This is a genomic window from Bacillus spongiae (assembly GCF_037120725.1).
Classification (GTDB): domain Bacteria; phylum Bacillota; class Bacilli; order Bacillales; family Bacillaceae_K; genus Bacillus_CI; species Bacillus_CI spongiae.
Window position 1 is genome coordinate 96604 of record NZ_JBBAXC010000009.1, and the last position, 22868, is coordinate 119471.

At 36.5% G+C, this 22868-nt stretch carries 25 protein-coding genes; 12 read left to right on the forward strand and 13 right to left on the reverse strand.

Features of this window, described 5'->3' with window-relative positions; genetic code table 11:
• Window positions 1-13: 13 nt before the first annotated feature.
• Complete coding sequence (gene rpiA / locus WAK64_RS12155) at window positions 14-688, reverse strand: ribose 5-phosphate isomerase A (protein ID WP_336587246.1); 675 nt, start codon at window positions 686-688, stop codon at window positions 14-16.
• A gap of 310 nt (window positions 689-998) precedes the next feature.
• Between rpiA and WAK64_RS12160 the strand changes: the two genes are divergently transcribed.
• Entirely contained in the window at window positions 999-1769 is a 771-nt protein-coding gene (locus WAK64_RS12160) for an SDR family NAD(P)-dependent oxidoreductase (protein WP_336587247.1), read from the forward strand.
• Window positions 1770-1932: 163 nt separating this feature from the next.
• Here the strand turns inward: WAK64_RS12160 and WAK64_RS12165 are convergent, their stop codons facing one another.
• Entirely contained in the window at window positions 1933-2502 is a 570-nt protein-coding gene (locus WAK64_RS12165) for a TetR/AcrR family transcriptional regulator (RefSeq protein WP_336587248.1), read from the reverse strand.
• A gap of 572 nt (window positions 2503-3074) precedes the next feature.
• On the opposite strand from WAK64_RS12165, the gene WAK64_RS12170 reads away from it, so the two are divergent.
• The 3 genes from WAK64_RS12170 to WAK64_RS12180 all read left to right on the forward strand — a co-directional run bounded on the left by WAK64_RS12170 (window position 3075) and on the right by WAK64_RS12180 (window position 5734).
• Window positions 3075-4289 (forward strand): cytochrome P450 family protein, encoded by a 1215-nt coding sequence (locus WAK64_RS12170; RefSeq protein ID WP_336587249.1) that lies wholly within the window; start codon window positions 3075-3077, stop codon window positions 4287-4289.
• A 328-nt stretch (window positions 4290-4617) separates the two neighbouring features.
• Window positions 4618-5001: a PaaI family thioesterase gene (locus WAK64_RS12175; protein WP_336587250.1), complete on the forward strand. Its 384-nt coding sequence runs from the start codon at window positions 4618-4620 to the stop codon at window positions 4999-5001.
• A 349-nt stretch (window positions 5002-5350) separates the two neighbouring features.
• Window positions 5351-5734 carry a YuzC family spore coat inner layer protein gene (locus WAK64_RS12180; protein WP_336587251.1) on the forward strand — a complete coding sequence of 128 codons (384 nt, stop codon included), beginning with the start codon at window positions 5351-5353 and terminating at the stop codon, window positions 5732-5734.
• Between the two features lie 339 nt (window positions 5735-6073).
• Here the strand turns inward: WAK64_RS12180 and WAK64_RS12185 are convergent, their stop codons facing one another.
• The 3 genes from WAK64_RS12185 to WAK64_RS12195 form a co-directional block, all read right to left on the reverse strand.
• Window positions 6074-6268: a hypothetical protein gene (locus tag WAK64_RS12185; protein WP_336587252.1), complete on the reverse strand. Its 195-nt coding sequence runs from the start codon at window positions 6266-6268 to the stop codon at window positions 6074-6076.
• 95 nt (window positions 6269-6363) lie between these two features.
• Complete coding sequence (locus WAK64_RS12190; RefSeq protein ID WP_336587253.1) at window positions 6364-7680, reverse strand: Na+/H+ antiporter family protein; 1317 nt, start codon at window positions 7678-7680, stop codon at window positions 6364-6366.
• Window positions 7681-7903: 223 nt separating this feature from the next.
• A complete protein-coding gene (locus tag WAK64_RS12195) occupies window positions 7904-9409 on the reverse strand; it encodes a leucyl aminopeptidase (RefSeq protein WP_336587254.1) in 1506 nt (501 codons plus the stop codon).
• 175 nt (window positions 9410-9584) lie between these two features.
• On the opposite strand from WAK64_RS12195, the gene WAK64_RS12200 reads away from it, so the two are divergent.
• Window positions 9585-10064 (forward strand): divergent PAP2 family protein, encoded by a 480-nt coding sequence (locus WAK64_RS12200; protein WP_336587255.1) that lies wholly within the window; start codon window positions 9585-9587, stop codon window positions 10062-10064.
• A gap of 12 nt (window positions 10065-10076) precedes the next feature.
• Window positions 10077-10862: a cobalamin-binding protein gene (locus tag WAK64_RS12205; RefSeq protein ID WP_336587256.1), complete on the forward strand. Its 786-nt coding sequence runs from the start codon at window positions 10077-10079 to the stop codon at window positions 10860-10862.
• A gap of 37 nt (window positions 10863-10899) precedes the next feature.
• Here the strand turns inward: WAK64_RS12205 and WAK64_RS12210 are convergent, their stop codons facing one another.
• The 5 genes from WAK64_RS12210 to WAK64_RS12230 all read right to left on the reverse strand — a co-directional run bounded on the left by WAK64_RS12210 (window position 10900) and on the right by WAK64_RS12230 (window position 14611).
• On the reverse strand, window positions 10900-11562 hold the full coding sequence (locus WAK64_RS12210; protein ID WP_419465942.1) for a 3D domain-containing protein: 663 nt from the start codon (window positions 11560-11562) through the stop codon (window positions 10900-10902).
• 120 nt (window positions 11563-11682) lie between these two features.
• Window positions 11683-12000 (reverse strand): YuiB family protein, encoded by a 318-nt coding sequence (locus WAK64_RS12215; RefSeq protein WP_336587258.1) that lies wholly within the window; start codon window positions 11998-12000, stop codon window positions 11683-11685.
• Window positions 12001-12173: 173 nt separating this feature from the next.
• The gene (locus WAK64_RS12220) at window positions 12174-12299 is read right to left on the reverse strand and encodes a YuiA family protein (RefSeq protein WP_336587259.1); all 126 of its coding nucleotides are present in this window, start codon (window positions 12297-12299) and stop codon (window positions 12174-12176) included.
• A gap of 160 nt (window positions 12300-12459) precedes the next feature.
• On the reverse strand, window positions 12460-12915 hold the full coding sequence (locus WAK64_RS12225; RefSeq protein ID WP_336587345.1) for an NUDIX hydrolase: 456 nt from the start codon (window positions 12913-12915) through the stop codon (window positions 12460-12462).
• A gap of 481 nt (window positions 12916-13396) precedes the next feature.
• Window positions 13397-14611 (reverse strand): NAD(P)/FAD-dependent oxidoreductase, encoded by a 1215-nt coding sequence (locus WAK64_RS12230; RefSeq protein ID WP_336587260.1) that lies wholly within the window; start codon window positions 14609-14611, stop codon window positions 13397-13399.
• Window positions 14612-14932: 321 nt separating this feature from the next.
• Between WAK64_RS12230 and WAK64_RS12235 the strand changes: the two genes are divergently transcribed.
• Window positions 14933-15931, forward strand: coding sequence for an NAD(P)/FAD-dependent oxidoreductase (locus WAK64_RS12235; RefSeq protein ID WP_336587261.1), 999 nt, complete (start codon window positions 14933-14935; stop codon window positions 15929-15931).
• 123 nt (window positions 15932-16054) lie between these two features.
• Here WAK64_RS12235 and WAK64_RS12240 read toward each other — a convergent pair whose 3' ends face one another.
• Window positions 16055-17437 (reverse strand): polysaccharide deacetylase family protein, encoded by a 1383-nt coding sequence (locus WAK64_RS12240; protein WP_336587262.1) that lies wholly within the window; start codon window positions 17435-17437, stop codon window positions 16055-16057.
• A 578-nt stretch (window positions 17438-18015) separates the two neighbouring features.
• Here WAK64_RS12240 and WAK64_RS12245 point away from each other — a divergent pair.
• From WAK64_RS12245 to WAK64_RS12255, 3 genes are all read left to right on the forward strand, one after another.
• Entirely contained in the window at window positions 18016-18360 is a 345-nt protein-coding gene (locus WAK64_RS12245; protein ID WP_336587263.1) for a hypothetical protein, read from the forward strand.
• A 593-nt stretch (window positions 18361-18953) separates the two neighbouring features.
• A complete protein-coding gene (locus WAK64_RS12250; protein WP_336587346.1) occupies window positions 18954-19142 on the forward strand; it encodes a PH domain-containing protein in 189 nt (62 codons plus the stop codon).
• Window positions 19143-19178: 36 nt separating this feature from the next.
• Window positions 19179-19334 carry an SHOCT domain-containing protein gene (locus WAK64_RS12255; RefSeq protein ID WP_336587264.1) on the forward strand — a complete coding sequence of 52 codons (156 nt, stop codon included), beginning with the start codon at window positions 19179-19181 and terminating at the stop codon, window positions 19332-19334.
• 482 nt (window positions 19335-19816) lie between these two features.
• Here the strand turns inward: WAK64_RS12255 and WAK64_RS12260 are convergent, their stop codons facing one another.
• Window positions 19817-20179: a HesB/IscA family protein gene (locus WAK64_RS12260; RefSeq protein WP_336587265.1), complete on the reverse strand. Its 363-nt coding sequence runs from the start codon at window positions 20177-20179 to the stop codon at window positions 19817-19819.
• Window positions 20180-20363: 184 nt separating this feature from the next.
• Between WAK64_RS12260 and WAK64_RS12265 the strand changes: the two genes are divergently transcribed.
• Window positions 20364-21071 carry a DUF2225 domain-containing protein gene (locus tag WAK64_RS12265; protein ID WP_336587266.1) on the forward strand — a complete coding sequence of 236 codons (708 nt, stop codon included), beginning with the start codon at window positions 20364-20366 and terminating at the stop codon, window positions 21069-21071.
• A 62-nt stretch (window positions 21072-21133) separates the two neighbouring features.
• Here the strand turns inward: WAK64_RS12265 and WAK64_RS12270 are convergent, their stop codons facing one another.
• Complete coding sequence (locus tag WAK64_RS12270) at window positions 21134-21370, reverse strand: YuzB family protein (protein WP_336587267.1); 237 nt, start codon at window positions 21368-21370, stop codon at window positions 21134-21136.
• Between the two features lie 335 nt (window positions 21371-21705).
• Between WAK64_RS12270 and WAK64_RS12275 the strand changes: the two genes are divergently transcribed.
• Window positions 21706-22773 carry an NAD(P)/FAD-dependent oxidoreductase gene (locus tag WAK64_RS12275; protein WP_336587268.1) on the forward strand — a complete coding sequence of 356 codons (1068 nt, stop codon included), beginning with the start codon at window positions 21706-21708 and terminating at the stop codon, window positions 22771-22773.
• The last annotated feature ends 95 nt before the right edge of the window (window positions 22774-22868 follow it).

Genomic DNA, 22868 nt, shown 5'->3' on the forward strand with positions numbered 1-22868 from the left:
TTCATTCAAATTTTCATTTAGATATGACCTTTAGATTATTATGACCGGTTCCGATAATAACAACATTTGTCGTATGAATAAATAATCCCGTTTCAATCACACCAGTAATGAGCTTTAACTTCCTATCCAAGGATTTAGGATGATCTATCGCTTTAAAATCACAATCTACTATGTAATTCCCGTTATCCGTTACAAATGGTTTCTTGTTATTATGTAACCTTAGTTTAGATGTTGCACCAACCTGATTAATTCTTTTTAAGGTCCCCTCCCATCCAAAAGGTAACACTTCAATTGGTAGAGGGAATTTCCCTAGTTTAGAAACAATTTTAGATTCATCTGCAACAATAATATTATAGTTAGATGAAACGGCTACTATTTTCTCTCTGAATAGCGCTCCTCCTCCGCCTTTTATTAGATTAAAGTTTGGGTCAATTTCATCTGCTCCATCAATCGTTATGTCTATCGAATTAATATCAGAAAAGCCGACAACATCCATATTGTACTTAGAAGCTAATGCTGCTGTTTCTACAGATGTACAAATAACTTTAATCTGTAAGCTGTCATCCATTACCTTCTCACCTAATAATTTTATTGTCCAATAAACTGTACTTCCCGTTCCAAGACCAACAATCATTCCATCTTTAACAAATTCAACTGCTTTTTCTCCTGCTAATTGTTTTTGATTCATCCTAATTCTCTCCTCTTTATTCCAATTGGTATCGTATTGCTATTTTTTCACCTTATTGCATGAAAAATCGGTTAATCCCACCGTTATATTCTTAGTAAATCCTATTTTTTTAACTTTTCCCGAATGCTCTGTAATAAAACGATATTTTATTTAACCATTCATAAGGTAGTAATTGCTCTAAAAAAACGATTTATTTTAATAAAAATAAATCATTTCTCTTGATATTCTACCTATTGGTAGGTAGAATATGTTCAAGAAGTAATGTTTTACTTACTTTTTAAAGAATAATTCTAACCAAGGGGGAAATATAATGAATTTTAATAGAAAAGTAGTCGTTATTGCAGGTGGCAGTTCAGGAATAGGAAAAGCGACTGCCAAACGCTTTATTGATGAAGGCGCAAAAGTAGTGATAAATGGGAGAAGGGAGCGTTTATTAATAGAAACAGCAAATGAACTTGATCCCTCCGGTAAAAATATAGCTTATATAGCTGGGGATATTAGTATTAAATCTACTTCTGTGAGATTAATAGAGAAAGCCGTTGAAGTATTTGGCGGTGTGGATGTACTCGTATGTAATACGGGAATCTTTAAACCGACTGGATTTTTGGATCATGAAGAAGAAGACTTGAATAATTATATTAATGTCATCCTTAAAGGAACCTTCTATTCCGCGCAAGCTGCCATCCCTGAAATGAAAAAACGTGGCGGTGGCGCAATTATTAATACAGGCTCAATGTGGGCCATTCAGTCAGTAGAAGCAACTCCTTCCACTGCCTATTCAGCTGCTATGGCTGGTAGACACGCTCTTACCAAAAATCTCGCAGTAGAATTCGCTAAAGATAATATTAGAGTAAATGCAGTGGCTCCTGCAGTTGTTGAAACCCCCATATATCGTTCGTTTATGACAGAACAAGAAGTGGCTACAGCATTACCTACTTTTAATGAGTTCCATCCGATTGGAAGAAATGGTCAACCTGAAGATGTGGCTGAGACAATCCTTTTTTTAGCTAGTGAACGTGCATCATGGATAACTGGTGTTGTCTTACCACTGGATGGAGGTGCCACCGCAAGATTAAGATAATCATTCTTTCCCTAATATGAAGAAGTGGCAGGGTTAATAGCAAAAAGCAACCAGTGATGGCGTCAATAGTAAACACACACTGGTTGCTTTTTTAGTCTTTGGAAAATAACCTAAATAGATGATTTGATATCACATATTAAAATAATCTTAGGTCACCATTTCTTTATAAATTTGCTAAAAAATGATTGACTATAGAATCGTATTGCTCAAGTTCTCCCGAAGACCTACCTAACAACTGAGCACCTTGGGCAATAGCCAAAACTAACCTGGATTGATCGGCTATACGATCAGGATTAACAGAACTGTCTGCAGATTTTTTTTGTAATAGAACATTTTCAATCCACTTTTCATTATCGTGAAAAAAGCGATTGACATCAGTACGTATTTCCTCTGGGAATGAAGTGATTTCCGCTGCCATCATCGTACATAAACAAAGTTTCGAACTATTATCTAAAGCACTACGATATAGTTGAAAAAAAGACTTCAGTTTATCAACAGGATCTTTAAATTTTTGATCAATTTGGGCAAGGTCGTTTAGAAAATCCTTATTATATCTTTGTAGTACTGCTTGAACTAATTCTTGCTTTGTTGGGAAATAGTAGTGAATACTAGCTTTTTTAATGCCTATACTTTCAGCAATATTAGCATAACTAAAGCCATTGTAGCCATGTTTTTGTATAAGATGAAGACCTTCGTCTAAAATTTTTTGTAAAGTCGTATTGTTATTATTCATATTCACAATCTACCATTATGTAGATAAGGAGTCAATAAAGAGCGCATTCCCCTATTTTAACAAGTTGCATAGAGGATACAACCGTAAGCTATCATCTACCTATTTCAAGGAAAGAGATTTGAATCATCCATTCACGTAAAGCGATATACACAGAAAGCAGCCCACATACATCTCATTCAATCCTTCATCTTCAACTTCTTTATAGCTTCTTTCCAACTCAAAGTGCTTGAGAAAAATCTAGAAAAGGAAGCACCTTACTTTTTAATAACATGATCTTCACTTCAATAAAACACCTCATCATTTCAAACACATGAAAATTACTATTATTTCATATATGTAAAATATATTAAAAATAGATAATAAATGGATTTTATTTATAGAGCGACAGGAATGTACATTCTTTTAATAGAATAGTTTATACAGAATTGATTAAATAGGTACAGTAGGAAAATAGTAGTTCTTATGCCCTATTTCAAATCAATAAATTTTTTAAAAATAGTTTTATGAAGCGTTTGTAGGCCTAATGTAGCGTTCCGTTTTTTTGTAATCAGTAAAAAAAAGGAGAGACCTGTATGGAAAAAATGGCTTTTGACTTGTATTCTTCAGAGTATCAAAATAATCCTTATCCGACTTTAGCCTACTTTAGAGAACATGACCCCGTCCATCCATTTTTCATTTCTCGCGGTGAGTACCAAAGAAATGCTTGGCTTATAACCCGTTATCAAGATGTCCTCACGTTATTAAAACATGAAGACGTGACTAAAGACGTTATCAATACTTTGTCTGAAGAGGAGAAAATTCAAGATGAATTTGGGGATAGCTTAGATTTACTTGTTAACAATATGTTATTTAAAGACCCACCTGACCATTCTCGCTTACGATTGCTTGTTCATAAAGTATTCACTCCTAAAATGATTGCAGGGTTAAAAGATAGAATTGAACAAATCTCTATCGAACTAATTGAAGAAATGAAAACCAAAGTAGAGATTGACTTATTAGAAGACTATGCAGTTCCTCTTCCAGTAACAGTTATTTCTGAAATGATGGGCATCCCAAAGGAAGATCGGCATAAATTCAGAGCATGGTCAAATGCCATTACCAATGTTTCAAATGGCGTAGAAGATGCCAAAAATTTTGAAGCTTCCATTCAAGAATTCGTACAATATTTAGAAGAAATTATTGAAAAAAGAAAAAAAGGCCCTTCAGATGACATTATTAGTGGTTTAGTTATCGCTGAAGAAGACGGAGAAATGCTTTCCCATAAAGAGCTGTTATCAATGCTATTTTTATTAATCGTAGCTGGACACGAAACGACCGTAAATTTAATCGGCAATGGAATGTTAGCCCTTCTTCAAAACCGTGATCAATTGGAAACATTAAGGAGTCACCCTGAACATATGAAAACGGCCATTGAAGAATTTTTGAGATTTACAAATCCTGTTGAATTTGGCACCTCTCGGTATGCAGTGCGAGATTTTATGTTTCATGAGCATCAAATTAAAAAAGGAGATTTCCTATTTTTAGGATTAGCAGCAGCCAATCGAGACCCGAAACAATTTGTAAACCCTAATGAGCTTGATATAACAAGGAGCCCAAATAAACACCTAGCTTTCGGCAATGGGATCCATTTTTGTTTAGGTGCACCTTTAGCTAGATTAGAAGGACAGGTTGCTTTTAAACACCTTCTTGAACATTTCCCAAATATATCGCTAAATGAAGAGAAAGAATTAAAATGGAGACATTCAGAAATTTTTCGAGGACTTGAAGCTCTACCAATAAATTGGTGACCAACCCTACTTTTTTAACCAGCTTATTCAATACTATCATTGATAAATGCCAGAAACGTCAAAAGCATTATTAAACATTAAGAGGGGCGTCCTATAGTCAAAAATCGTCTTATTGGACAGCCCTGTTTTCTCCACACAGACTAAACCAAAACGAAATCGGGCTTCACAAAATTTTTTTAGAAGTTTAGTTAACTATTACATGACATCCTCCATCCCGAGTGCATCATTCCTATTTACCTCATACTAGATATTTCTAATTAATATTGACGTGTATACCAAAAAACGGTACAAAAGAGGGAGAGGCATAAATAGGGTAGGAGGGAAATAAATGAATCTTGAAAATACATTAATTAGTACACTTGGCATGGAATTTGTAAAAATTGAAAAAGGGATTGTAGTGGCAACAATGCCCGTTGATGAAAGAACGCGTCAACCGTTAGGATATCTACATGGTGGTGCTTCTGTCGCACTGGCTGAAACGGTTGCAAGCTTTGGTGCATTACAGCTAATTGATCAAGAAAAAGAGATTTGTTTTGGATTAGAAATTAATGCAAATCATATTAAAGCGAAGCGAGAAGGGGTTGTTACAGCGACAGCAACGATTGTTCACCAAGGGAAAAGTACAATGGTTTGGGACATTCGAATTACAGATGAGCAGGAACAGCTTATCTCCACTTCAAGATGTACGATGGCTGTTGTTCCCAAGAGGTAGCATTAAATTAATATGTAGCGAATCATAATAGTAGTCAACACCCTTTTCAATTTGAAGTCAGCTTGTTGGAAAATGATAATAATTAAAAACGAATCCTCAGTCAACGATAGACTTGAGATTCGTTTTTTTATTTCAAGGCTATAAAACAATTCGGTTGAAAAGATAAAATAGTGAAATGATGTATAAAAATAAATAAGGGAAAAAATAAATGCAGTCAAATCGCATTCATGTGCAAACAATGCATTTGAAATAGGAACATACTAATCAAAACATGACAGACATTTTGTATTGGTTCATTACATACTTTTATTATAGGTACGACCTAGAATTGAAAAGAGGTGACCAACGAATGTACCATTACCATCCTTTCCATTCAGTCATTCACCAACCTCCTTGCAGAAGGTTATCGCCACTTGCCTATATGATACCTACACGCGAATTTCCACCAATTTCAACAAAGCTTTTTAAGAAGTCAGCAGAACTCTCTATATCTTTATTAACCGATGCTCGCCTCCTTATGGATAAAATCTCTTCATCGGAAGAATTCTCCTATCAACTAATGAACGCAGCTCAATTGTCGGATACAGATACCGTAAAAGAACTTGTACGTTCCATTGGAATGCAGGCCCAACCATCGATTAATTATAATCCTGACGGTTTAAGCATTCTTTTAACAAAAGACTTTGAACATATCGACTGTTGTAAAATTCATTTAGCTCTCCGCTGGCAATAACGGAGAGCCGTTCAATAGATGAACTTTGCTATCATTTAAATTCTTACCGTTAATATTATTGAATAAAGCAAACGTCGTTCTCTTAACAACGGAACAATTGAAACTTTTGAAGAAGCCCTTCACAAAAAGAAGATATAAAAATGCGTACCATGTTTCTACTATCTCATTGAAATATAATATGAAGAATTTCATATCTCCTTCCGTTCACATTGGATAACGCTCGACTAAATGGATGAAGAAGCCCGCAAGGTTTCTACTTTTACCTATTCACCGGTTAGTAGGTAACTTACCGGTTCACAAAAATACATCCCTTCATCATATGAAGGGATGTTATATTTTTTAATAATAAGTGTAGTATGGATAATATCCATATGGTGGGTATCCATAATATGGACGCGGTCCTAATAATGCACCACCAAGAAGGCCACCTGTAAGTCCGGCAAGAAAAGGAGCACCAAAGAAAAATCTTCTTCGGCCGAAACCATACCCAAAGGGCCTTCTTCCATATCCACCGATAAATTGTCGTTCATTCATTTCATATACCTCCTTCATTCGGGCTCATTACTTATTTATGCAAAATGAGGGAAAATGACATGGGCATCTGTTGATAACTTTTTTGAAACAAATGATTATAATAATATAGCTGCGATCCACCCGAATATAATAAGTGGTATGTTATAGTGAATAAACGTTGGAACACACGTATCCCAAATGTGATTATGTGCGTTATCAGCATTCAATCCTGCTGTTGGTCCAAGTGTACTATCTGAAGCTGGAGACCCCGCATCACCTAAAGCACCCGCTGTCCCAACAATAGCAATCGTAGCAAGAGGACTAAATCCCAATTGAATAGAAAGAGGGACAAAAATCGCTGCTATAATCGGAATGGTTGCAAAGGATGAACCTATTCCCATAGTAATAATAAGTCCTACTACCAACATCAATAATGCTGCAATTGCTTGATTATTTCCAATCATAGACGCCGTATTGGTTACTAAAGTTTCAACGTCTCCAGTAGCATTGATTACTGCAGCAAATCCATTAGCTGTAATCATAACAAAGCCAATAAACGCCATCATTTTCATTCCATCCGTTAATAACTCATCTGCCTTCCTTAAAGAGACAGACCCACTTACAACTAATATGATGATACCTGCCAACGCTCCCATCACCATAGAATCAAACTTTAACTGAGCGACAAGTGCTACCACAATTGAAATCCCTGCAAAAAGAATATCTTTCTTAGAGTAGTCTCCAGCAGTGTTTTCATTAACAAATTTACTATTTTCATATTTTCTTGGTTTACGATAAGAAATAAATAAAGCAATCAGTAAACCAACAATCAAGCCTAACGTAGGAATCATCATCGCTTTAGGCACATCAGCTAAAGCAACTTCCATTCCGCTCACCGCCATATTATCGACAATGGTCTGATGGAAGATCAAGCCAAATCCAACTGGTAACAATACGTAAGGAGCTGTTAAACCAAATGTTAAGGCGGTTGCTATTAATCGACGATCTAACTCGAGCTCATTCATCGTTTTTAACAATGAAGGGATTAATAACGGAATAAAGGCGATGTGGATTGGAATTAAATTTTGTGAAAAAACGGCCATTAATAGCACTAATAATATAAGTAAAACTTTTGTTAATGATTTTTTTCGAGAAGATTTCCCTCTTCCTACTATTTTGGTCATACCTTCTACTATCGCTGTCGGAACTCCTGTTGATGAAATTAAGACAGCAAAGCCACCGAGTAGCGCATAGCTAAGGGCAATGGTCGCTCCTCCGCCCATTCCCTCAGTAAAAATAGAAATGGTATTTTCTAACGTTAATCCCCCTGTTACTCCTCCAACAATGGCTCCAATCAAAAGGGATAACACTACATTTATACGAAATAAACTTAACACTAGCATAATTAACACAGCAATTATGACAGAATTCATTCTCTTCTCCTCCAGTATATCGTTAACTCTTTAGTTTATTAAAATAGTAGAGAACTAAAGTAATGTAATATACTCTAGCAGATGTTTAGAATATTTGTCAACAGCTCTATTTAATGATTTTCAAACCTTAATAATTCCCTAAAAAAAGAAAACGATGTCGAGGATCACTATTCTCTGCATAGAAAAAAGTCAACGCTATGAAGGTTGACTTTTTTCTATGCAGTTATTTGTTTATTGTTTCAAATCGCTCTACAAAAAGAGCAAGTGTCCGTACCATAGCACCGGTAGCCCCTTTTGGCCCTAAATCATGCGGGCTAGTTGTAGTAGCTGTTCCGGCAATATCTAAATGTACCCAAGGTGTTCCTTCAGCGAACTCACCGACAAATGCTCCACCAAAGATGGCATGACCATCTCGTCCCGGAGAATTATTCAAATCTGCTACTGGACTCTTCCGAACACGTTTTCTATCACTTTCAGTATATGGAAGACGCCACATAAATTCTCCTGCTTCATAGGAAGCTTCTAACATTTGTTCAAACATTTCTTCATTATTCGTCAGTGCCCCTGTTTTGTCATAGCCTAGAGCAACTATTACCCCACCTGTTAATGTCGCAACATCAACTAAATAATTCGCTCCATGGTGTTTAGCATATGTCATTGCGTCTGCTAATGCTAGTCGACCTTCAGCGTCTGTATTTAAAACCTCTATCGTCTTTCCACTCATCGACGTAATGACATCATCTGGTTTAAACGCATTTCCGCTAACCATGTTATCCGTTGAAGGGATGACAGCTACAACATTTTGTTCCGGTCTTAGTTCACCAATAACTTCCATGGCTCCTAACACGGCTGCTGCTCCTCCCATATCCGTTTTCATGCCTACGATCCCGTCTTTCGGCTTGATTGAATAACCACCTGTGTCAAAAGTAATTCCTTTTCCAACTAGACCAATAACGTCTTTCCATTCATCTTTCCCACGATATTTCAGAACGATCATTTTAGGTGGTTCTGTTGAACCTTGGTTAACCGCTAATAACGCTCCCATACCAAGCTCTTCCATCTGTTCTTTTTCTAGTATTTCCGACTCAAAACCATATTTATCGGCTAATTCTAGTGCGTACTCCGCAAGCTTTGTTGCCGTTAACATATTTCCCGGAATATTAACCAACGTACGAGCTGAATTTGTTCCACGTCCATGCGCATAACCAACCTCTAGAGCAGCTTTTACATCATCTCCATCAGTGTCTGTGTACAGAACCATTTCTTCGACCATTTTTTCAGGCTCGTTAGATTTTTGTTTATACCCTTCAAAAGAGTAAAGGCTCATTGTTGTTGCTTCGCTTAGTGCATGTGCGACATCCTCTGCACTAATAGCCTCATTTATGAAAGTGTCTACCGCTACTCCTATTTTTTGTAAAGAAAATTCTTTTACCGTTTTGCTGACCTTTCCAAATACAGCACGTAAATCATCAAATGTTAATTCCTGTTCCTTTCCTAATCCAACAAAAATCAACCTTTTAGCACCGATAGCACCCAAAGTATGTATTGAAGAAACTTTCTTCACTTTATAATGGATGTCTTTCGACTTTGCTAATTCTGTAAGCTGACCGTTAAAAATATCGTCTAATTGTTTTATGACCCCATGAAATACTGGTTGTTGATAAACTCCCAATACTAACGCATCTACTTCTTGCTCAAGTAAAAATTCCTGTTCTACTGAAAACTTCATTTAGAACACCTCCTCCGTTATTATAGCGAATTCCCAAACGACAATCTAGCATCTCAGGTTCACCATTACTTCACCAATACATTATCACGTTTTAGATTGGGAAACTGTGGTATACTAATTAGGAAATTACACTATTTGGAATAGACTTCACTTTGGAAGGGTGCTGGCTAGCTATATGGATTTATTATTGAATTTTCCACTTATGGCTTCACTAATGGCTATCTTCTTTGCCCAATTTATTAAAGTCCCCATTCAATATCTCGCTACCAAGAAAATTGATTGGTCCCTTTTGACTTCTACGGGTGGAATGCCAAGTTCTCATTCGGCCGCAGTCACAGCATTAGCAACAGGCGTAGCATTCGAAACATCACTCCAATCACCCATCTTCGCAGTAGCAGCAGTCTTTGCCATTATTGTTATGTTTGATGCTACAGGCGTGCGTCGACAAGCGGGAGAGCAAGCAATTGTTTTAAATCAACTCGTCACTGATTTCCAACGTTTTGTAGTCGAAGCTAAAATGTGGCAAAAAAAACCTGAACAGGATAAACGAAAGGAACTAAAAGAGCTTCTTGGCCATAAGCCAAATGAAGTGTTTATCGGAGGATTAACAGGGATTTTCCTTACGATATTATTTCGTCTGTACATTTGGACATGAGGAGGGGAAGGAATGAGGGTTATATCAATTTGTCCCAGTAATACAGAAATAATGGCGTATTTAAATTTATCTTCTCATCTCGTAGGGTTAGACGATGAGTCAGATTGGCCAAAACATATTCAGCATCTCCCTCGTCTCGGTCCTGATTTATCCATTAATATGGATAAAATAGAAGCGTTAAAACCTGATCTTGTTCTTGCTTCCCTAAGTGTTCCTGGGATGGAAAGGAACGTGGAACAACTAAAAAAGCGAAACATCCCTCATCTCGTTTTAAATCCCCAAAGTCTTCATGATATTAGTAAAGATCTCCTTACAGTAGGGGAGGCGTGTGGGAGGAAAGGCGAGGCAGAAGCCTATATTACCCAATTCAATCATAAAGTAACGGAGCTCCGCAAAATAGGGTTATCAATAAACCATCGTCCCACTGTGTACTGGGAATGGTGGCCCAAACCAGTATTTACTCCAGGTCGAATTAATTGGCTAACGGAAATTAGTGAGCTAGCTGGAGGAGAAAACCTCTATGCTGATATAGAGCTTGCAAGCATCCAAACAAATTGGGAAGATGTTAAAGAAAGGGACCCCGATATTATAGCGATGGCATGGGTAGGAGTAAAACAACAAAAAATGAACCCTTCCTTATTAATGTATAGACCAGGGTGGAAGGAAATTAAAGCTATTCAACATAATAAAATTTTCATTTTAGAAGAAGCATTGTATTGTCGACCTTCTCCACGTCTCATAGAAGGTGCTATTAAGCTAGGAAAGCTTCTACATCCTGAAAAATATTCACACCTTTAATCAATTAAGGAAAAAGGAGGGAGAAACCTCCCTCCTTTTATTCTCTTAATGTTTTATTGTACTGAGGTCGAAAGGATTGTAGATCCTCCGTTTCATTTAACATAACAAGATGTTCTTCTGTAAGTGTTCCATCTCCCATCGAAACGATATATACACCTACTTCTTTCTTTCCCCATTCATCATACACTTCTTCTACTGTATCATAGTATAAATCGAGTCTATCTCCTTTTATTGCACTTCCTTTATCCGCAACCACTCCGTACCCGTATTCAGGAATAAATAAAATGGTCCCTATTGGAAATACAGATAAGTCAGCTGCGATCGTTGAATAAAGGTCTCTCTTCACTCTTACACCAGAAAATGTAATTCCATAGAGAGGGTGACCTTCATTTTTTCCTGTCGACTCAATCCCAGCTGTATAACCTGTTGCTACTACTGTTTTTGTCGGATACTGCGACCAATTTTTATCCTCTAATCTTAAATGACCATTCACTTGTTCATGTTTCTTTCTCGAATCATCACTAGTTTTTAATTTTTTAAGCACCATAGGGACTTCCCTTGTTTCATCCATTCGACTGAAAAACTCTTCTAACATTGTCGATGCCTTTATACCAGAAAGAGTCTCATAAGTTGTTATTAGAGCTAACATAACGATCACTATCATGAAGATGCGCTTTGTCCAAATGAAGATTGATTTCATGAACATTTCACTCCTCCCAAGTATCATACTTTCCTATGGGAGTGAAAATTATGCGCAAATCGAAGAAAAAGACGAAAAAGTGTTTATTCCAACAAAAAAACTGCCATTTCGTATGGCAGTTTAAAACATTCGATATCCTTTCTTTCGCAGCACTCGAATAGCAATACCTGACACAATCGCACCTGCTAAACCACTTAATAAGATGACGACATCGACCATTACTAAATTTGTTAATTTTTCCCCAAGAGCGGAAAAAGAACTACCAGGTTCTCTAAAATACTGAATAAAACGAATATCATCAATAATGAAAATCGTCACGATTGGGTAAATAATTGCCATAACCCATGTCATTCGTAAAAGCATATTAAGAATAAACCCAATGCTAAAAAAGAGAACAAAAAAGATTAAAATAGAAATAATAAACTGAGCAATGTTCACTAAGCACACCTCCTACTTACACTATGATTTAGTGTACTCAAATGTACAAGTTCCGTCAATTAGGAGGGACTTAAGTGGAAACAATAATACATCACTTCATAAGCTTTAACTTGAACATTAACAAAGGAAGACTGAACTTAATACAAAGTTCAGTCTTCCTTTGTTTCATAGCCTTATTTATTTTTGCCGCTTCCCCCACAACATGGACATGTTTCAGAACCACCAAGAATGAGTTGAAAATAACCTTTCCCTGAACAATACTGGCATTTCTTCGTTTGTGATGAAATATGCTTTGCCATTTTGTTTTCCCCTTCCTTAAGAGAATTATTCTTAATTTTCTGATAATATATCATCATTCCTGTAATAAGAAAAGATTCAAAATCGGCCAATTAACAATATGTAAACGGATACATCCTCCTTTTTCTATTATTATCTCGTCCATACTCCTTTTTTAAAAAATTACAAAAATAGGCGGTAAGTGGTATAACCGAATACTTCTCCTGGATCAATTCCGTCAATCTTCTGTTTATAATCCTCCCAATGTTGTTTCAGCATTTCAAAGAGCATCACTGAGGAATCTTGAAAAGCTATTTCCTTCGGATCAAGCCAAGCAGCTTCCATAATTTCTTGTTCTTGTATTTGAATTGGCTGGTTTTCCCTAGGTTTTAATGAGAAAATCAGCATATTATCGCTCACTTCCTCACGAATCACACCCGTTCTAAGTCCAATCAACCCTTGAACTTTTGCATCAATGCCTGTCTCTTCCTTTGTTTCACGGACAGCCGCTTCATCAGCTGTTTCTCCCGCTTGTACAAATCCAGCGGGTAAACTCCATTTCCCCTTTAAACCACCGTACTTCTTTTTTACTAATAGCCACTTCCCTTGTTGATTAACAACTAATCCCGCTACACACATCCATACTTTACCTTTAGACACTCCTTACCACTCCTAAAGTTTTTTTACTATTTCTATTATACCAACATGATATAAAACTCTCTTCGATTCACTATATTATCTTGAAAACGTCGATTTTTAGAAGTTGTGAAATAACTGTCTACAACAACACAAAAGGTAGGAAAAACTGGAGAATTACGATTATACAACCATTAAAAAGAATAAAGATAGATTACTTCAAAAACAAAATATTTCTCCGAGTATAGAGGAATTTCACTGACAGAAATGGTTAGCACAAGTACTCCTGCATCAATGAGAATAACATAGATGAGTAAGACAAACGATTGGGGAATTATCCACCTCATTACACAGACGAAAATACAATAATGGTCACAGAATCAGAAGCATTCAAAGAGGAATAGGCTTTTCTTCGTATTAGCTAAACTTAATTCAAAAAACAAAAAAGGACGAGGGAATACTCGTCCTTTTTTTAAAATCTCTATTAAAAGAATTTAAACTTTCCTTTTTTGAATACGAGACTAGCGCCACCGATCATGTATAACGCACGATTATCAATGACCTTTTTCATGAAAGCAGCTGAAGAACCCATTAGCTTTTTACCGAATACTAGTCCAATCGCATCATCTTCTCCAAGAGAACATACAGTTCCCTTCAAGTCTGGTACAAATGTTTCTAAATCGTGTTTCCCTTTCACAAGAGCCGCAATATTACGAGCACATACTTCACCTTGCTGCATCGCAATTTGAGCTGTTGGAGGATATGGACGATTGATTTCTTCGTTAATCATAAGCGAGCAATCTCCCACTATGAAAACATTATCGTGACCAGGAGCACGTAAATCTTTTTCAACTTTTACACGAGCGCGCATGTTTTCAAACCCAGCTTTTTCAATAAGGTTACTGCCTCGAACACCTGCTGCCCAAACAACGGTTGATGCCTTAATTTCTTCTACTTCCTCTTCATTTATTGCAATGAAAATACCATCTTCAGTTGCTTCTTTAATTGGTGTACCGATTCGGAACTCTACACCTTTTTTCTCCAGTTTAGCACGAGCATATTTTACAAGCTCAGGGTCGAAACCTGGAAGAATCATTGGAGCAGCTTCAACACATACTATACGGACTTTGCTAGGGTCGATGTCGTATTCATGGCATAGCTCAGGAATTCTATTTCCTAGCTCACCTAAGAATTCAATACCAGTAAATCCTGCTCCCCCTACTACAATCGTTAAACGCTCATCTTTTTTCTCTTGTTCTTGACTATATGTCGCAAATTGGTAATCAAGATGCTCACGAATATGACGAGCTGAACGAATGCTTGTAATAGAAAAAGCGTATTCTTTTAATCCTTTAATACCAAACGTTTCCGGTTCAGCGCCTAAGGCAATAACTAAGTAGTCATATTCAACTTCACCATCAGTCGTAATGACTTTATTTTCATCTGTTTTAATATCTTCAACAGTTGTTTCCATGAAATGAACTTTGCTACGATTAATTACACTCTTAATGTCGTAACGTACTTTATCGTGATGCATTGTCCCTGCTGAAGCTTCATGCAACCAAGTCGTTTCATAATGATAATCATTTTTATTAATTAAAATGATTTCTGCTTCACCTGAGATTTGCTTTTGAAGACGAGTAACCGTCATTAGCCCGCCGTATCCTGCTCCTAAAACAACAATTCTTGGCTTTCTCACCTGTATCACATCCACCTTTAGTTGATTTTACGATGTTTTTTAGTAGCTTCACCGCAAAAGCCAGTTTTATTTATAAGTAACGAAAAGAATATTTTGTGACGCATTTCACGAACCTATAGAAAAGGGGCCGAAAAATGTCATAAAATCTTAACATTATGCCTACATTACATATTATTCTTTTTACCCTGTATTTTCAAGATTAATATAGGAAATAATAAAACTTAAGAAAATTTAAAAAATACACTCTCTTTCATGGGGAACTTGCTTTCCTTGTGGTAATATAAGGGGAGAGAAAATTGTTTGTCCATAGGGGGAGATTGAATGAAAGAAGATCAAAAAATATACGACATTACTATCATTGGTGGGGGACCTACCGGCTTATTCACTGCTTTCTATGGTGGAATGAGGCAAGCAAGTGTAAAAATAATTGAGAGCTTACCACAGCTGGGGGGGCAACTCGCTACCTTATACCCTGAAAAATACATTTATGATGTTGCCGGCTTTCCGAAAGTGAAGGCCCAAGAACTCGTTGATAATTTAAAAGAACAAATGAATCAGTTTGAGCAAACAATTTGTTTAGGACAAGCAGTTGAAACAGTAGAGAAACAATCAGACGGTACCTTTAAGCTTACAACGAACGAAGAAGTTCATTATAGTAAGACCATTATTATTACCGCTGGAAATGGCGCTTTTCAGCCTAGACGATTGCAGTTAGATAATGCACGACAATATGAAGGGAAAAACGTCCATTATTTTATTGATAACCTTGAACAATTCCGCAATCAAAAGGTTGTAGTATGTGGTGGTGGAGATTCTGCCGTTGATTGGGCCTTAATGCTCGAACCAATAGCCGAAAAAGTTTCACTTGTCCACAGGCGCGATAAGTTTCGTGCACATGAGCATAGTGTTGAGAACTTATTCCAATCAACTGTCGAGATTAAAACACCGTTTGTACCTGTAGAACTTGTTGGAAATGGCGAAATTGCGCAGAAGATTGTCCTGGATGAAGTAAAAGGCATCAATAAGGAAACGATTGATTTTGATTCACTCATTGTAAACTTTGGTTTTCTATCATCGTTGGGCCCTATTAAAGATTGGGGTCTAGAAATTGAAAAGAATTCGATTGTCGTCAATTCGCGAATGGAAACAAATATTGAGGGAATCTATGCCGCAGGTGATATTTGCACGTATGATGGAAAAGTCAAATTAATTGCTAGTGGATTTGGCGAGGCACCTACTGCTGTAAACAATGCAAAAGCATTCATGGACCCAAAGGCTCGAGTACAACCACTTCACAGCACCTCTCTCTTTAACAGTTAATCATTCCTATTAGAAAATACCATAACTATTTAAAAGGCAGGAGGTCACTACGGACACTCCTGCTTTGTCTATTATTTCACAACCTATTGTATACGGTTATCAACCTATTTATCTAGAAAACTATTATCTCACTGCTCCATACACAGGATTATCCATATCAAATTCTTCTAACGTTAATAATTGTGATACAGTTACAAACTGGTACCCGTCTTCCTTTAACTTAGATAAGATAGTGGGAAGTGCTTCAGCTGATGTAGAATGAATATCGTGGAGTAATATAATGGAATTAGGGTTTGTTTCTTGTTGGACAATATTGCTCACAGTTTGAGAACCTTTTCTTTTCCAATCTAACGAGTCAACAGACCATAAAACTAGAGGAGAGCTTGTTAATGAAGCTATGGCTTCCACTTTATGATCAAACGCCCCATATGGTGGTCTCAATAAGGATGGTACTTGTCCCGTGACCTCTTTAATCAATTCCTTTGTCTTTACTATTTGCGACTTAATTTGCTGTTTGTTTAGTTGTGTTAGATCATGATGATCATACCCATGATTAGCGACTTCATGACCCTCATTTGCCACTTTTCGCGCAAGCTCAGGATAGCGCTCTACTTGTATTCCTAACATGAAGAAGGTAGCTTTTGCATCAAATTCTTTTAATATTTGTAATACTTGTGGTGTAACGTTTTTATTCGGCCCATCATCGAACGTGAGTGCAACATACTTCCCGTTAGGGTCCAGTGGTATTATTTTTTCTTGCTCACCTTCTGTCTGTAATTGCAGTAAAGGCTCGACCTCATCCATTGAAATATCCACCGTTACAGAACCTAAATCCCCTTTTGATATTTCAGATTCATCAAAATACACATGAAACTGATCCGAGTCCATGGACCATTTCCAATCTTGTGGGTTCGCTAAGCTCTTTTCTAACAAATTTTTATCTACCTTTGCAAATAAATCCTTATTTTTTTCCATCTCATTTTGGACAAGCTTTCGCATTTCCTCAATGCTTTCTTTATCCTTAATAACATCATCAAGTCCTATAATATCATGGGTCGATACATTAATATTAAAGGTTTTCTTATATTGTTTCCCGTTCGCACCACCTGAGTCAAGATGACTAGAGAAGACTAAACTATACATTTCATCATCTAATTGAATTGTATCTACTTCTATTGACAAAGAGGCAGGATTATCTTTATGTATCTGGTCTTTATTCTCCTCTACCTTGCTAAGGAAAAACTCTTTTTTCTCCGCAGCCCACTTTTGAATTATCTTATTCATTTCCTTATTGTCCAACATAGGTAGGCTAATAGAAAAGGTATAATATTCTGTTTTTTTCGTCCTCGTCTCTAACGCTAAACCAGGGTACTTGCTCCAGTCCTTTCTCTCAACCTTTTCTTCTGCATATGTCCCGCTACTTAGTAATTGATTTACTAAAAAAAGTACTCCGCTAAAGAGGGCCATAATTAGTAACCACAATGGCCATCTTAGGCTTTTGATCATCACAGTTCATCCCTTTCCAATTCATTTTATGGTCAAAAAGAGAAGAACCCCGCATTAAAGCAGGCTTCTCTTTGGTTTTGTTATTGGAGATACCCTATTAAACTATTATATTAGTATATCACAGTACTAGTTTTTCTTATTGTATATTTCAGCTCAATTCTTTGGTAAATTATGTGAAAATAATATACTTGTGAAAGTTCAAACAATATAGTTAACGTTTTGAATATTGGGTATATAGTCAGTGGAATTTTTTAGCCCTTTCACTTTTATATTCGGGTGCGTGTAGAAAGTAACGTCTAGGTATTACAAAAATAGAATTTCATAATCCGATGAGAAATACGTATCAAGTAGAATCATTTATGAGAGTATGATCATTGGATGTTGTTTTGGCTTTCTTCGTGAAAATGAATTACCCATTTCAATTTTATTGATACTTCCTTTCCCACTTCACCAAATTTTTGCAATCAAAATCTCGATATTCTTATCACAATACTTCCGTTAAATGATAGATGAAACTAGCACATTAATAGCTTATTCTTCATACGATAATATATCGAAATATGAAAGGTGGTGTATTAATGGGGCACAATAAGACAAAAAAAAGAACTAGTGGTGTCTTATATAGAGAAGTAGGAGCAGATAATAGTCACGCTGAAATTTTAAACCGTAGTAACAAAACCATTAAAGTGACAGCTTACGCTTTTGATTGGGAAGATACAATGGAACCAGAATTAATAAAAACAGAAACGCTCACCATCCCTCCAGGAACTCGTGCAACGTTTGATTCCGATGCTACTCGTCACTTCGAAGTATTATTTGAAACGGACAAGCATAAAGAGTTGATTATTAATCTTTATTTCCGCGATAGAGATAACTGTTCTGTAGGTAATACTTTTTATAATAATGAGTTCGTTGACTTGTAATTTTTCAGTAAATATTTACTTGCTGACAGAAATTCGTGCTCTACGTCTGCAAACTATCACAACATGAAGGTTCAGAATGAATCCAAGGGGTTAACGTGTGGTACTTATGACCTTATGTCTATCATAACGTCTTGCGACTTACCGCAGGTAATTCCTATTATTCGCCGAACACTTCACTAGATTGTTCGTTCATTTACTCGACCTCATCGTGAATAAATACCATTACAATCCAAACTAAAAAAACCTCCTAAACGGTCCTTATGTAAAAAACACGCTAAGGAAGGCGCTATCCGCAACCCTGACTCGGTAAAATTGGGGTGGCGGATATTTATTTACAAAGCTGAAAATGACAGTTTTCTAGTGTTATCCGTACAGTAATAACAAGGGTTACGTTTGTACCGTCGTATTCTGTTTCGCAAGGACTACTATATTATACCTATAAACTATTAGATTATTATTTAATGTTGAATAATTACATAACTAGGAGTTTATCTTATGGAAATAATAGATAAATTTATTAAATTAGCACAAGAGCACTTGGACGCTGGCAAAAAATTTCTTATTCAGTTCTATGCGGCTACGAAACAGAAATACTGGGACACCGTACGCACCGGCGTTATGTTGCAACTGACAAACGCATCTTTTTCTATGATAAGAAGACATTCGGCTATAACACTGATATTTTCCCTTATGAAAACGTTAGCAGCATTGAAATGAGGAAGGGAATGATGGGGCATTCTATCACTTTCTGTTCTTCAGGCAATACAGTAAAAATGAAATAGATTAACGTAGGAGATATCGCAGGGTTTATCAATCATGTGCTTAATAATATCGGCAAAGGTAAATCGGCAGCTTCAGCCGCCACACCTCTTGACACAGCCAGCAAGATAAAGCGCTTTGCTGAACTTAGAGACTCCGGCATTATTAGTGAGGAAGAATTCAACACGAAGAAAAAGCAACTTCTAGGAATTTAAAGACGCTTAACGGCGTTCTTTTTTCATCTAACACCTCAAGTTTTAAATTTGTGCTCATAAGATTGATGCGCCAAGGGAGGTGTCGGATATATCGAGCCTCGTGTCAAAAGAGCAGGCTATCATTAACCTGACAGCCTTCTTTTCACTCTTATTAACGTTGACTTACTTATTCCATTCATTTCTTCGGCTTGTTTCTTCGAGTATTACTTGGATTTTCCAACGAGCAACGCCCTGCCTTTCGGTTTTCACTTTCGAATAATTTTTTGATTAGACATCCTTCCTGCAGGTTTCTGCTTGTTTCTCTTGTTTAAAGTCATAAAAAAACCTCCTCAAATAGTTTATGTTTTTCAACATTAACTACGAGAAGGCATGTAATTCACAACCTTAATTTGGTACTTATAGGGTTGTTATTATACATTTTCATGCTTGTGCACACTCAAAATTACACTGTAATCCATAACCCCGAACAAATATTCAAAACCTTAACAATCCTCTGGCGTACCAGCATTTGTTGCTGTTTTGAAGGACGAACCGCAACCGCATGACGCAATGGCATTAGGATTATCAATTGTAAACCCGCCGCCCATCATGGATTGTTTATAGTCGATTTTCGTCCCGTTTAGAATAGCGGCACTGCTTTTATCCACAATAATTTTGATTCCGTGTTGCTCTAGTTGTACATCCTCTTTAGAAACCTCATGTTCAAATCCCATACCATATGAAAGGCCACTACATCCTCCACCTTTCACAGCTACACGGAGATAGGCTCCTTCCTCTTCATTTTGCTTCATCATATCTTTCACCTGATAGGAAGCAGCTTCTGTAATATAAACAACTTCACTCATTATTTACACCTCCACCTACAATCAACGTATTAGTCCTAGTATATACTCTATGCAATGAATGCTCAACAGACATGACTTTTCCTCAAAATAGTAGAAATTAAGGTAAAAAGACCCCAGAGACTATATATTTTATAGTAAAATAAAACTAACAAATAGAAGGGAATACATATAAATTATATTACCTATGACCTATACATCTCCTTATTTCAATAAAAATACTACTTGTCCTTTATGCCATCATGCTTATAACACAATGCGTTTACGCAGTCGTTTCGTTACATTTTTCGGTATAGATACCGACTTTATGCCATTATATCAGGATATTCACTTATCTCCACTTCTCTATTATGTTCATGTTTGTCCAAACTGCGGATTTTCCTATTCTGAAGAATTCTCTGCTTATTTTCCACCTAAAGTAAAGGAAAAACTGTTGGCCCACATGAAACCAGGGGAGGAATCAACTTTTGGAGACATACGGACAATAGAAATTGCCTTTGAATCCTATAAACGAGCCATCCATTGTGCGTTAATAAAAAAAGAGCAGAATATTATCATTGGAGGATTATATTTAAGGATGGCTTGGTTATATCGCTTATTACAAAATGAAGAAGAGGAAAAGTATTGTTTAAGTCATGCACTTAAGTATTATGTAAATACTTATCAATTGGATCATTTTTCTCAATTAAAGATGAACGAAGTTCGCCTTTTATACCTTATTGGTGAATGTTATCGGCGTTTAGATAATCATAAAGACGCTATCCTATATTATAGGAAGGTCATTGAGACAAAGACTCAATCGCAAGAAAGAAAAATAATCGAAATGGCCCGTGAAGGTTGGTATCTAGCTCGTCAAGAATATAAAGCAGCAAAGAGTTCCATTGTGGTTGATTAACACTTGATATTCTAATAAGGGGATATTTCCCGAATAAAAAAACGAGCAATTTCTCGCTCGTCTTAAAACATTGGATTATCTTCTAGGTATTGATAGATGTTATCTACAAGATTATCAGGTGTATCACCTATGACAACCTCACCGTTCACAAGAGCAAACAAGGATTGTGAACATTTTCCACAATAACCGAGACAGCCGTATTCAACTATATCCAAATTGGGATCTCTATCTAAAATTTCAAGCGCTTTTTGGGAGCCATTTGCTAAATTACTTATGCAAAATTCGATAATTGGCTTCATCTTGATCACCTCTTTACTCAACATAATGCTACCTCGTTTTATTATTATCGTCAATGAAAGAGAACTTGTGACTATTTTTCGTGAGGCTAATGATTATCTATATACACGCAAACCAACTAAAACATAAAAAACGAATAAATTTTAATTGGTATAACAGATTGTGAAGTTTTTCTCTAGATTTTATTGTGAAAATCGAGTTATTTCGATATACTTTTAGATGATATTTATTTTATTTCACATATTATCACCTTATTTATTCATCATATTGAAAATGCTTACTTTCAAAATATTACTATTCTTCAAAGTATAAGGCTAATTTAAAGGGGAAATTTTTCATGAAACATTTAGTGCTACTTGGTGGTGGATATGGCAATATGAAAGTACTCATGCGCTTATTACCAAATCAACTGCCTGAAGATGTAACGATTACTTTAGTCGATCGCGTCCCATATCATTGTTTAAAAACTGAGTATTATGCTCTAGCAGCAGGAACAATCTCTGACCAACAAGTTCGCGTAGCATTTCCAGAGCATTCTCGTTTAAACATTAAATATGCTGAGGTTCAATCCATTGACCATAAGTTAAAAACAGTTTTCTTAAAAGATGAAGAGCCGCTTATATACGATGACTTAATCATCGGCTTAGGGTGTGAGGATAAATTTCATAACGTACCAGGTGCAGCCGAAAACACATCGAGCATTCAATCTATTGAAAAGTCGAGAGTCACTTATGAATCTATATCCAATCTTCCAGCAGGATCCGTCGTCGGAATCGTAGGCGCTGGCCTAAGTGGAATTGAGCTAGCTAGTGAATTACGTGAAAGTCGTTCAGATTTAAACATTAAATTATTTGATCGTGGTACCCGTATTTTATCCGCTTTTCCTGAACGCCTAAGCCGGTACGTACAAGGGTGGTTTGAAGGAAACAATGTTGAAGTTATAAACGAAGCCAACATTACAAAAGTAGAGAAAAATATTCTTTATAATCATGACAAAGCCATTCAGTGTGACATTATCGTTTGGACAGCTGGAATACAGCCAAATAAAATTGTCCGAGAGATGGATGTGGAAAAAGATCGTTCAGGTCGCGTCGTGCTCACAAAGTATCACAACCTTCCGAAAGATGAAAATGTTTATGTAGTTGGAGATTGCGCTGCTTTACCACACGCTCCTAGTGCACAATTGGCCGAAGGACAGGCTGAACAAATTGTCGATGTATTGCTAAAACGTTGGAATAATCAAAAGCTCCCTGAAAAGATGCCCACTATTAAACTTAAAGGTATCTTAGGATCACTTGGGAAAAAGCACGGATTTGGTCTAGTTAATGAACGTGCAATTACAGGCCGTGTTGCGCGTTTGCTAAAGTCAGGAATCTTATGGATGTATAAATATCACAACGGATAAAAATCATTCTATATTTATTGTCATTACATTTTGATTTATTTTCTCATACAAGAATGTCCACGATGTGTGAACTGTTATCAGTTTTACACGTCTTT

What these genes read in the sequence shown, in the direction of transcription:
- rpiA (WP_336587246.1), bottom strand. Translation starts at nt 688, where the DNA reads ATGAATCAAAAACAATTAGCAGGAGAAAAAGCAGTTGAATTTGTTAAA.
- WAK64_RS12160 (WP_336587247.1), top strand. Translation starts at nt 999, where the DNA reads ATGAATTTTAATAGAAAAGTAGTCGTTATTGCAGGTGGCAGTTCAGGA.
- WAK64_RS12165 (WP_336587248.1), bottom strand. Translation starts at nt 2,502, where the DNA reads ATGAATAATAACAATACGACTTTACAAAAAATTTTAGACGAAGGTCTT.
- WAK64_RS12170 (WP_336587249.1), top strand. Translation starts at nt 3,075, where the DNA reads ATGGAAAAAATGGCTTTTGACTTGTATTCTTCAGAGTATCAAAATAAT.
- WAK64_RS12175 (WP_336587250.1), top strand. Translation starts at nt 4,618, where the DNA reads ATGAATCTTGAAAATACATTAATTAGTACACTTGGCATGGAATTTGTA.
- WAK64_RS12180 (WP_336587251.1), top strand. Translation starts at nt 5,351, where the DNA reads ATGTACCATTACCATCCTTTCCATTCAGTCATTCACCAACCTCCTTGC.
- WAK64_RS12185 (WP_336587252.1), bottom strand. Translation starts at nt 6,268, where the DNA reads ATGAATGAACGACAATTTATCGGTGGATATGGAAGAAGGCCCTTTGGG.
- WAK64_RS12190 (WP_336587253.1), bottom strand. Translation starts at nt 7,680, where the DNA reads ATGAATTCTGTCATAATTGCTGTGTTAATTATGCTAGTGTTAAGTTTA.
- WAK64_RS12195 (WP_336587254.1), bottom strand. Translation starts at nt 9,409, where the DNA reads ATGAAGTTTTCAGTAGAACAGGAATTTTTACTTGAGCAAGAAGTAGAT.
- WAK64_RS12200 (WP_336587255.1), top strand. Translation starts at nt 9,585, where the DNA reads ATGGATTTATTATTGAATTTTCCACTTATGGCTTCACTAATGGCTATC.
- WAK64_RS12205 (WP_336587256.1), top strand. Translation starts at nt 10,077, where the DNA reads ATGAGGGTTATATCAATTTGTCCCAGTAATACAGAAATAATGGCGTAT.
- WAK64_RS12210 (WP_419465942.1), bottom strand. Translation starts at nt 11,562, where the DNA reads ATGAAATCAATCTTCATTTGGACAAAGCGCATCTTCATGATAGTGATC.
- WAK64_RS12220 (WP_336587259.1), bottom strand. Translation starts at nt 12,299, where the DNA reads ATGGCAAAGCATATTTCATCACAAACGAAGAAATGCCAGTATTGTTCA.
- WAK64_RS12225 (WP_336587345.1), bottom strand. Translation starts at nt 12,915, where the DNA reads ATGTGTGTAGCGGGATTAGTTGTTAATCAACAAGGGAAGTGGCTATTA.
- WAK64_RS12235 (WP_336587261.1), top strand. Translation starts at nt 14,933, where the DNA reads ATGAAAGAAGATCAAAAAATATACGACATTACTATCATTGGTGGGGGA.
- WAK64_RS12240 (WP_336587262.1), bottom strand. Translation starts at nt 17,437, where the DNA reads ATGATCAAAAGCCTAAGATGGCCATTGTGGTTACTAATTATGGCCCTC.
- WAK64_RS12245 (WP_336587263.1), top strand. Translation starts at nt 18,016, where the DNA reads ATGGGGCACAATAAGACAAAAAAAAGAACTAGTGGTGTCTTATATAGA.
- WAK64_RS12260 (WP_336587265.1), bottom strand. Translation starts at nt 20,179, where the DNA reads ATGAGTGAAGTTGTTTATATTACAGAAGCTGCTTCCTATCAGGTGAAA.
- WAK64_RS12265 (WP_336587266.1), top strand. Translation starts at nt 20,364, where the DNA reads ATGACCTATACATCTCCTTATTTCAATAAAAATACTACTTGTCCTTTA.
- WAK64_RS12270 (WP_336587267.1), bottom strand. Translation starts at nt 21,370, where the DNA reads ATGAAGCCAATTATCGAATTTTGCATAAGTAATTTAGCAAATGGCTCC.
- WAK64_RS12275 (WP_336587268.1), top strand. Translation starts at nt 21,706, where the DNA reads ATGAAACATTTAGTGCTACTTGGTGGTGGATATGGCAATATGAAAGTA.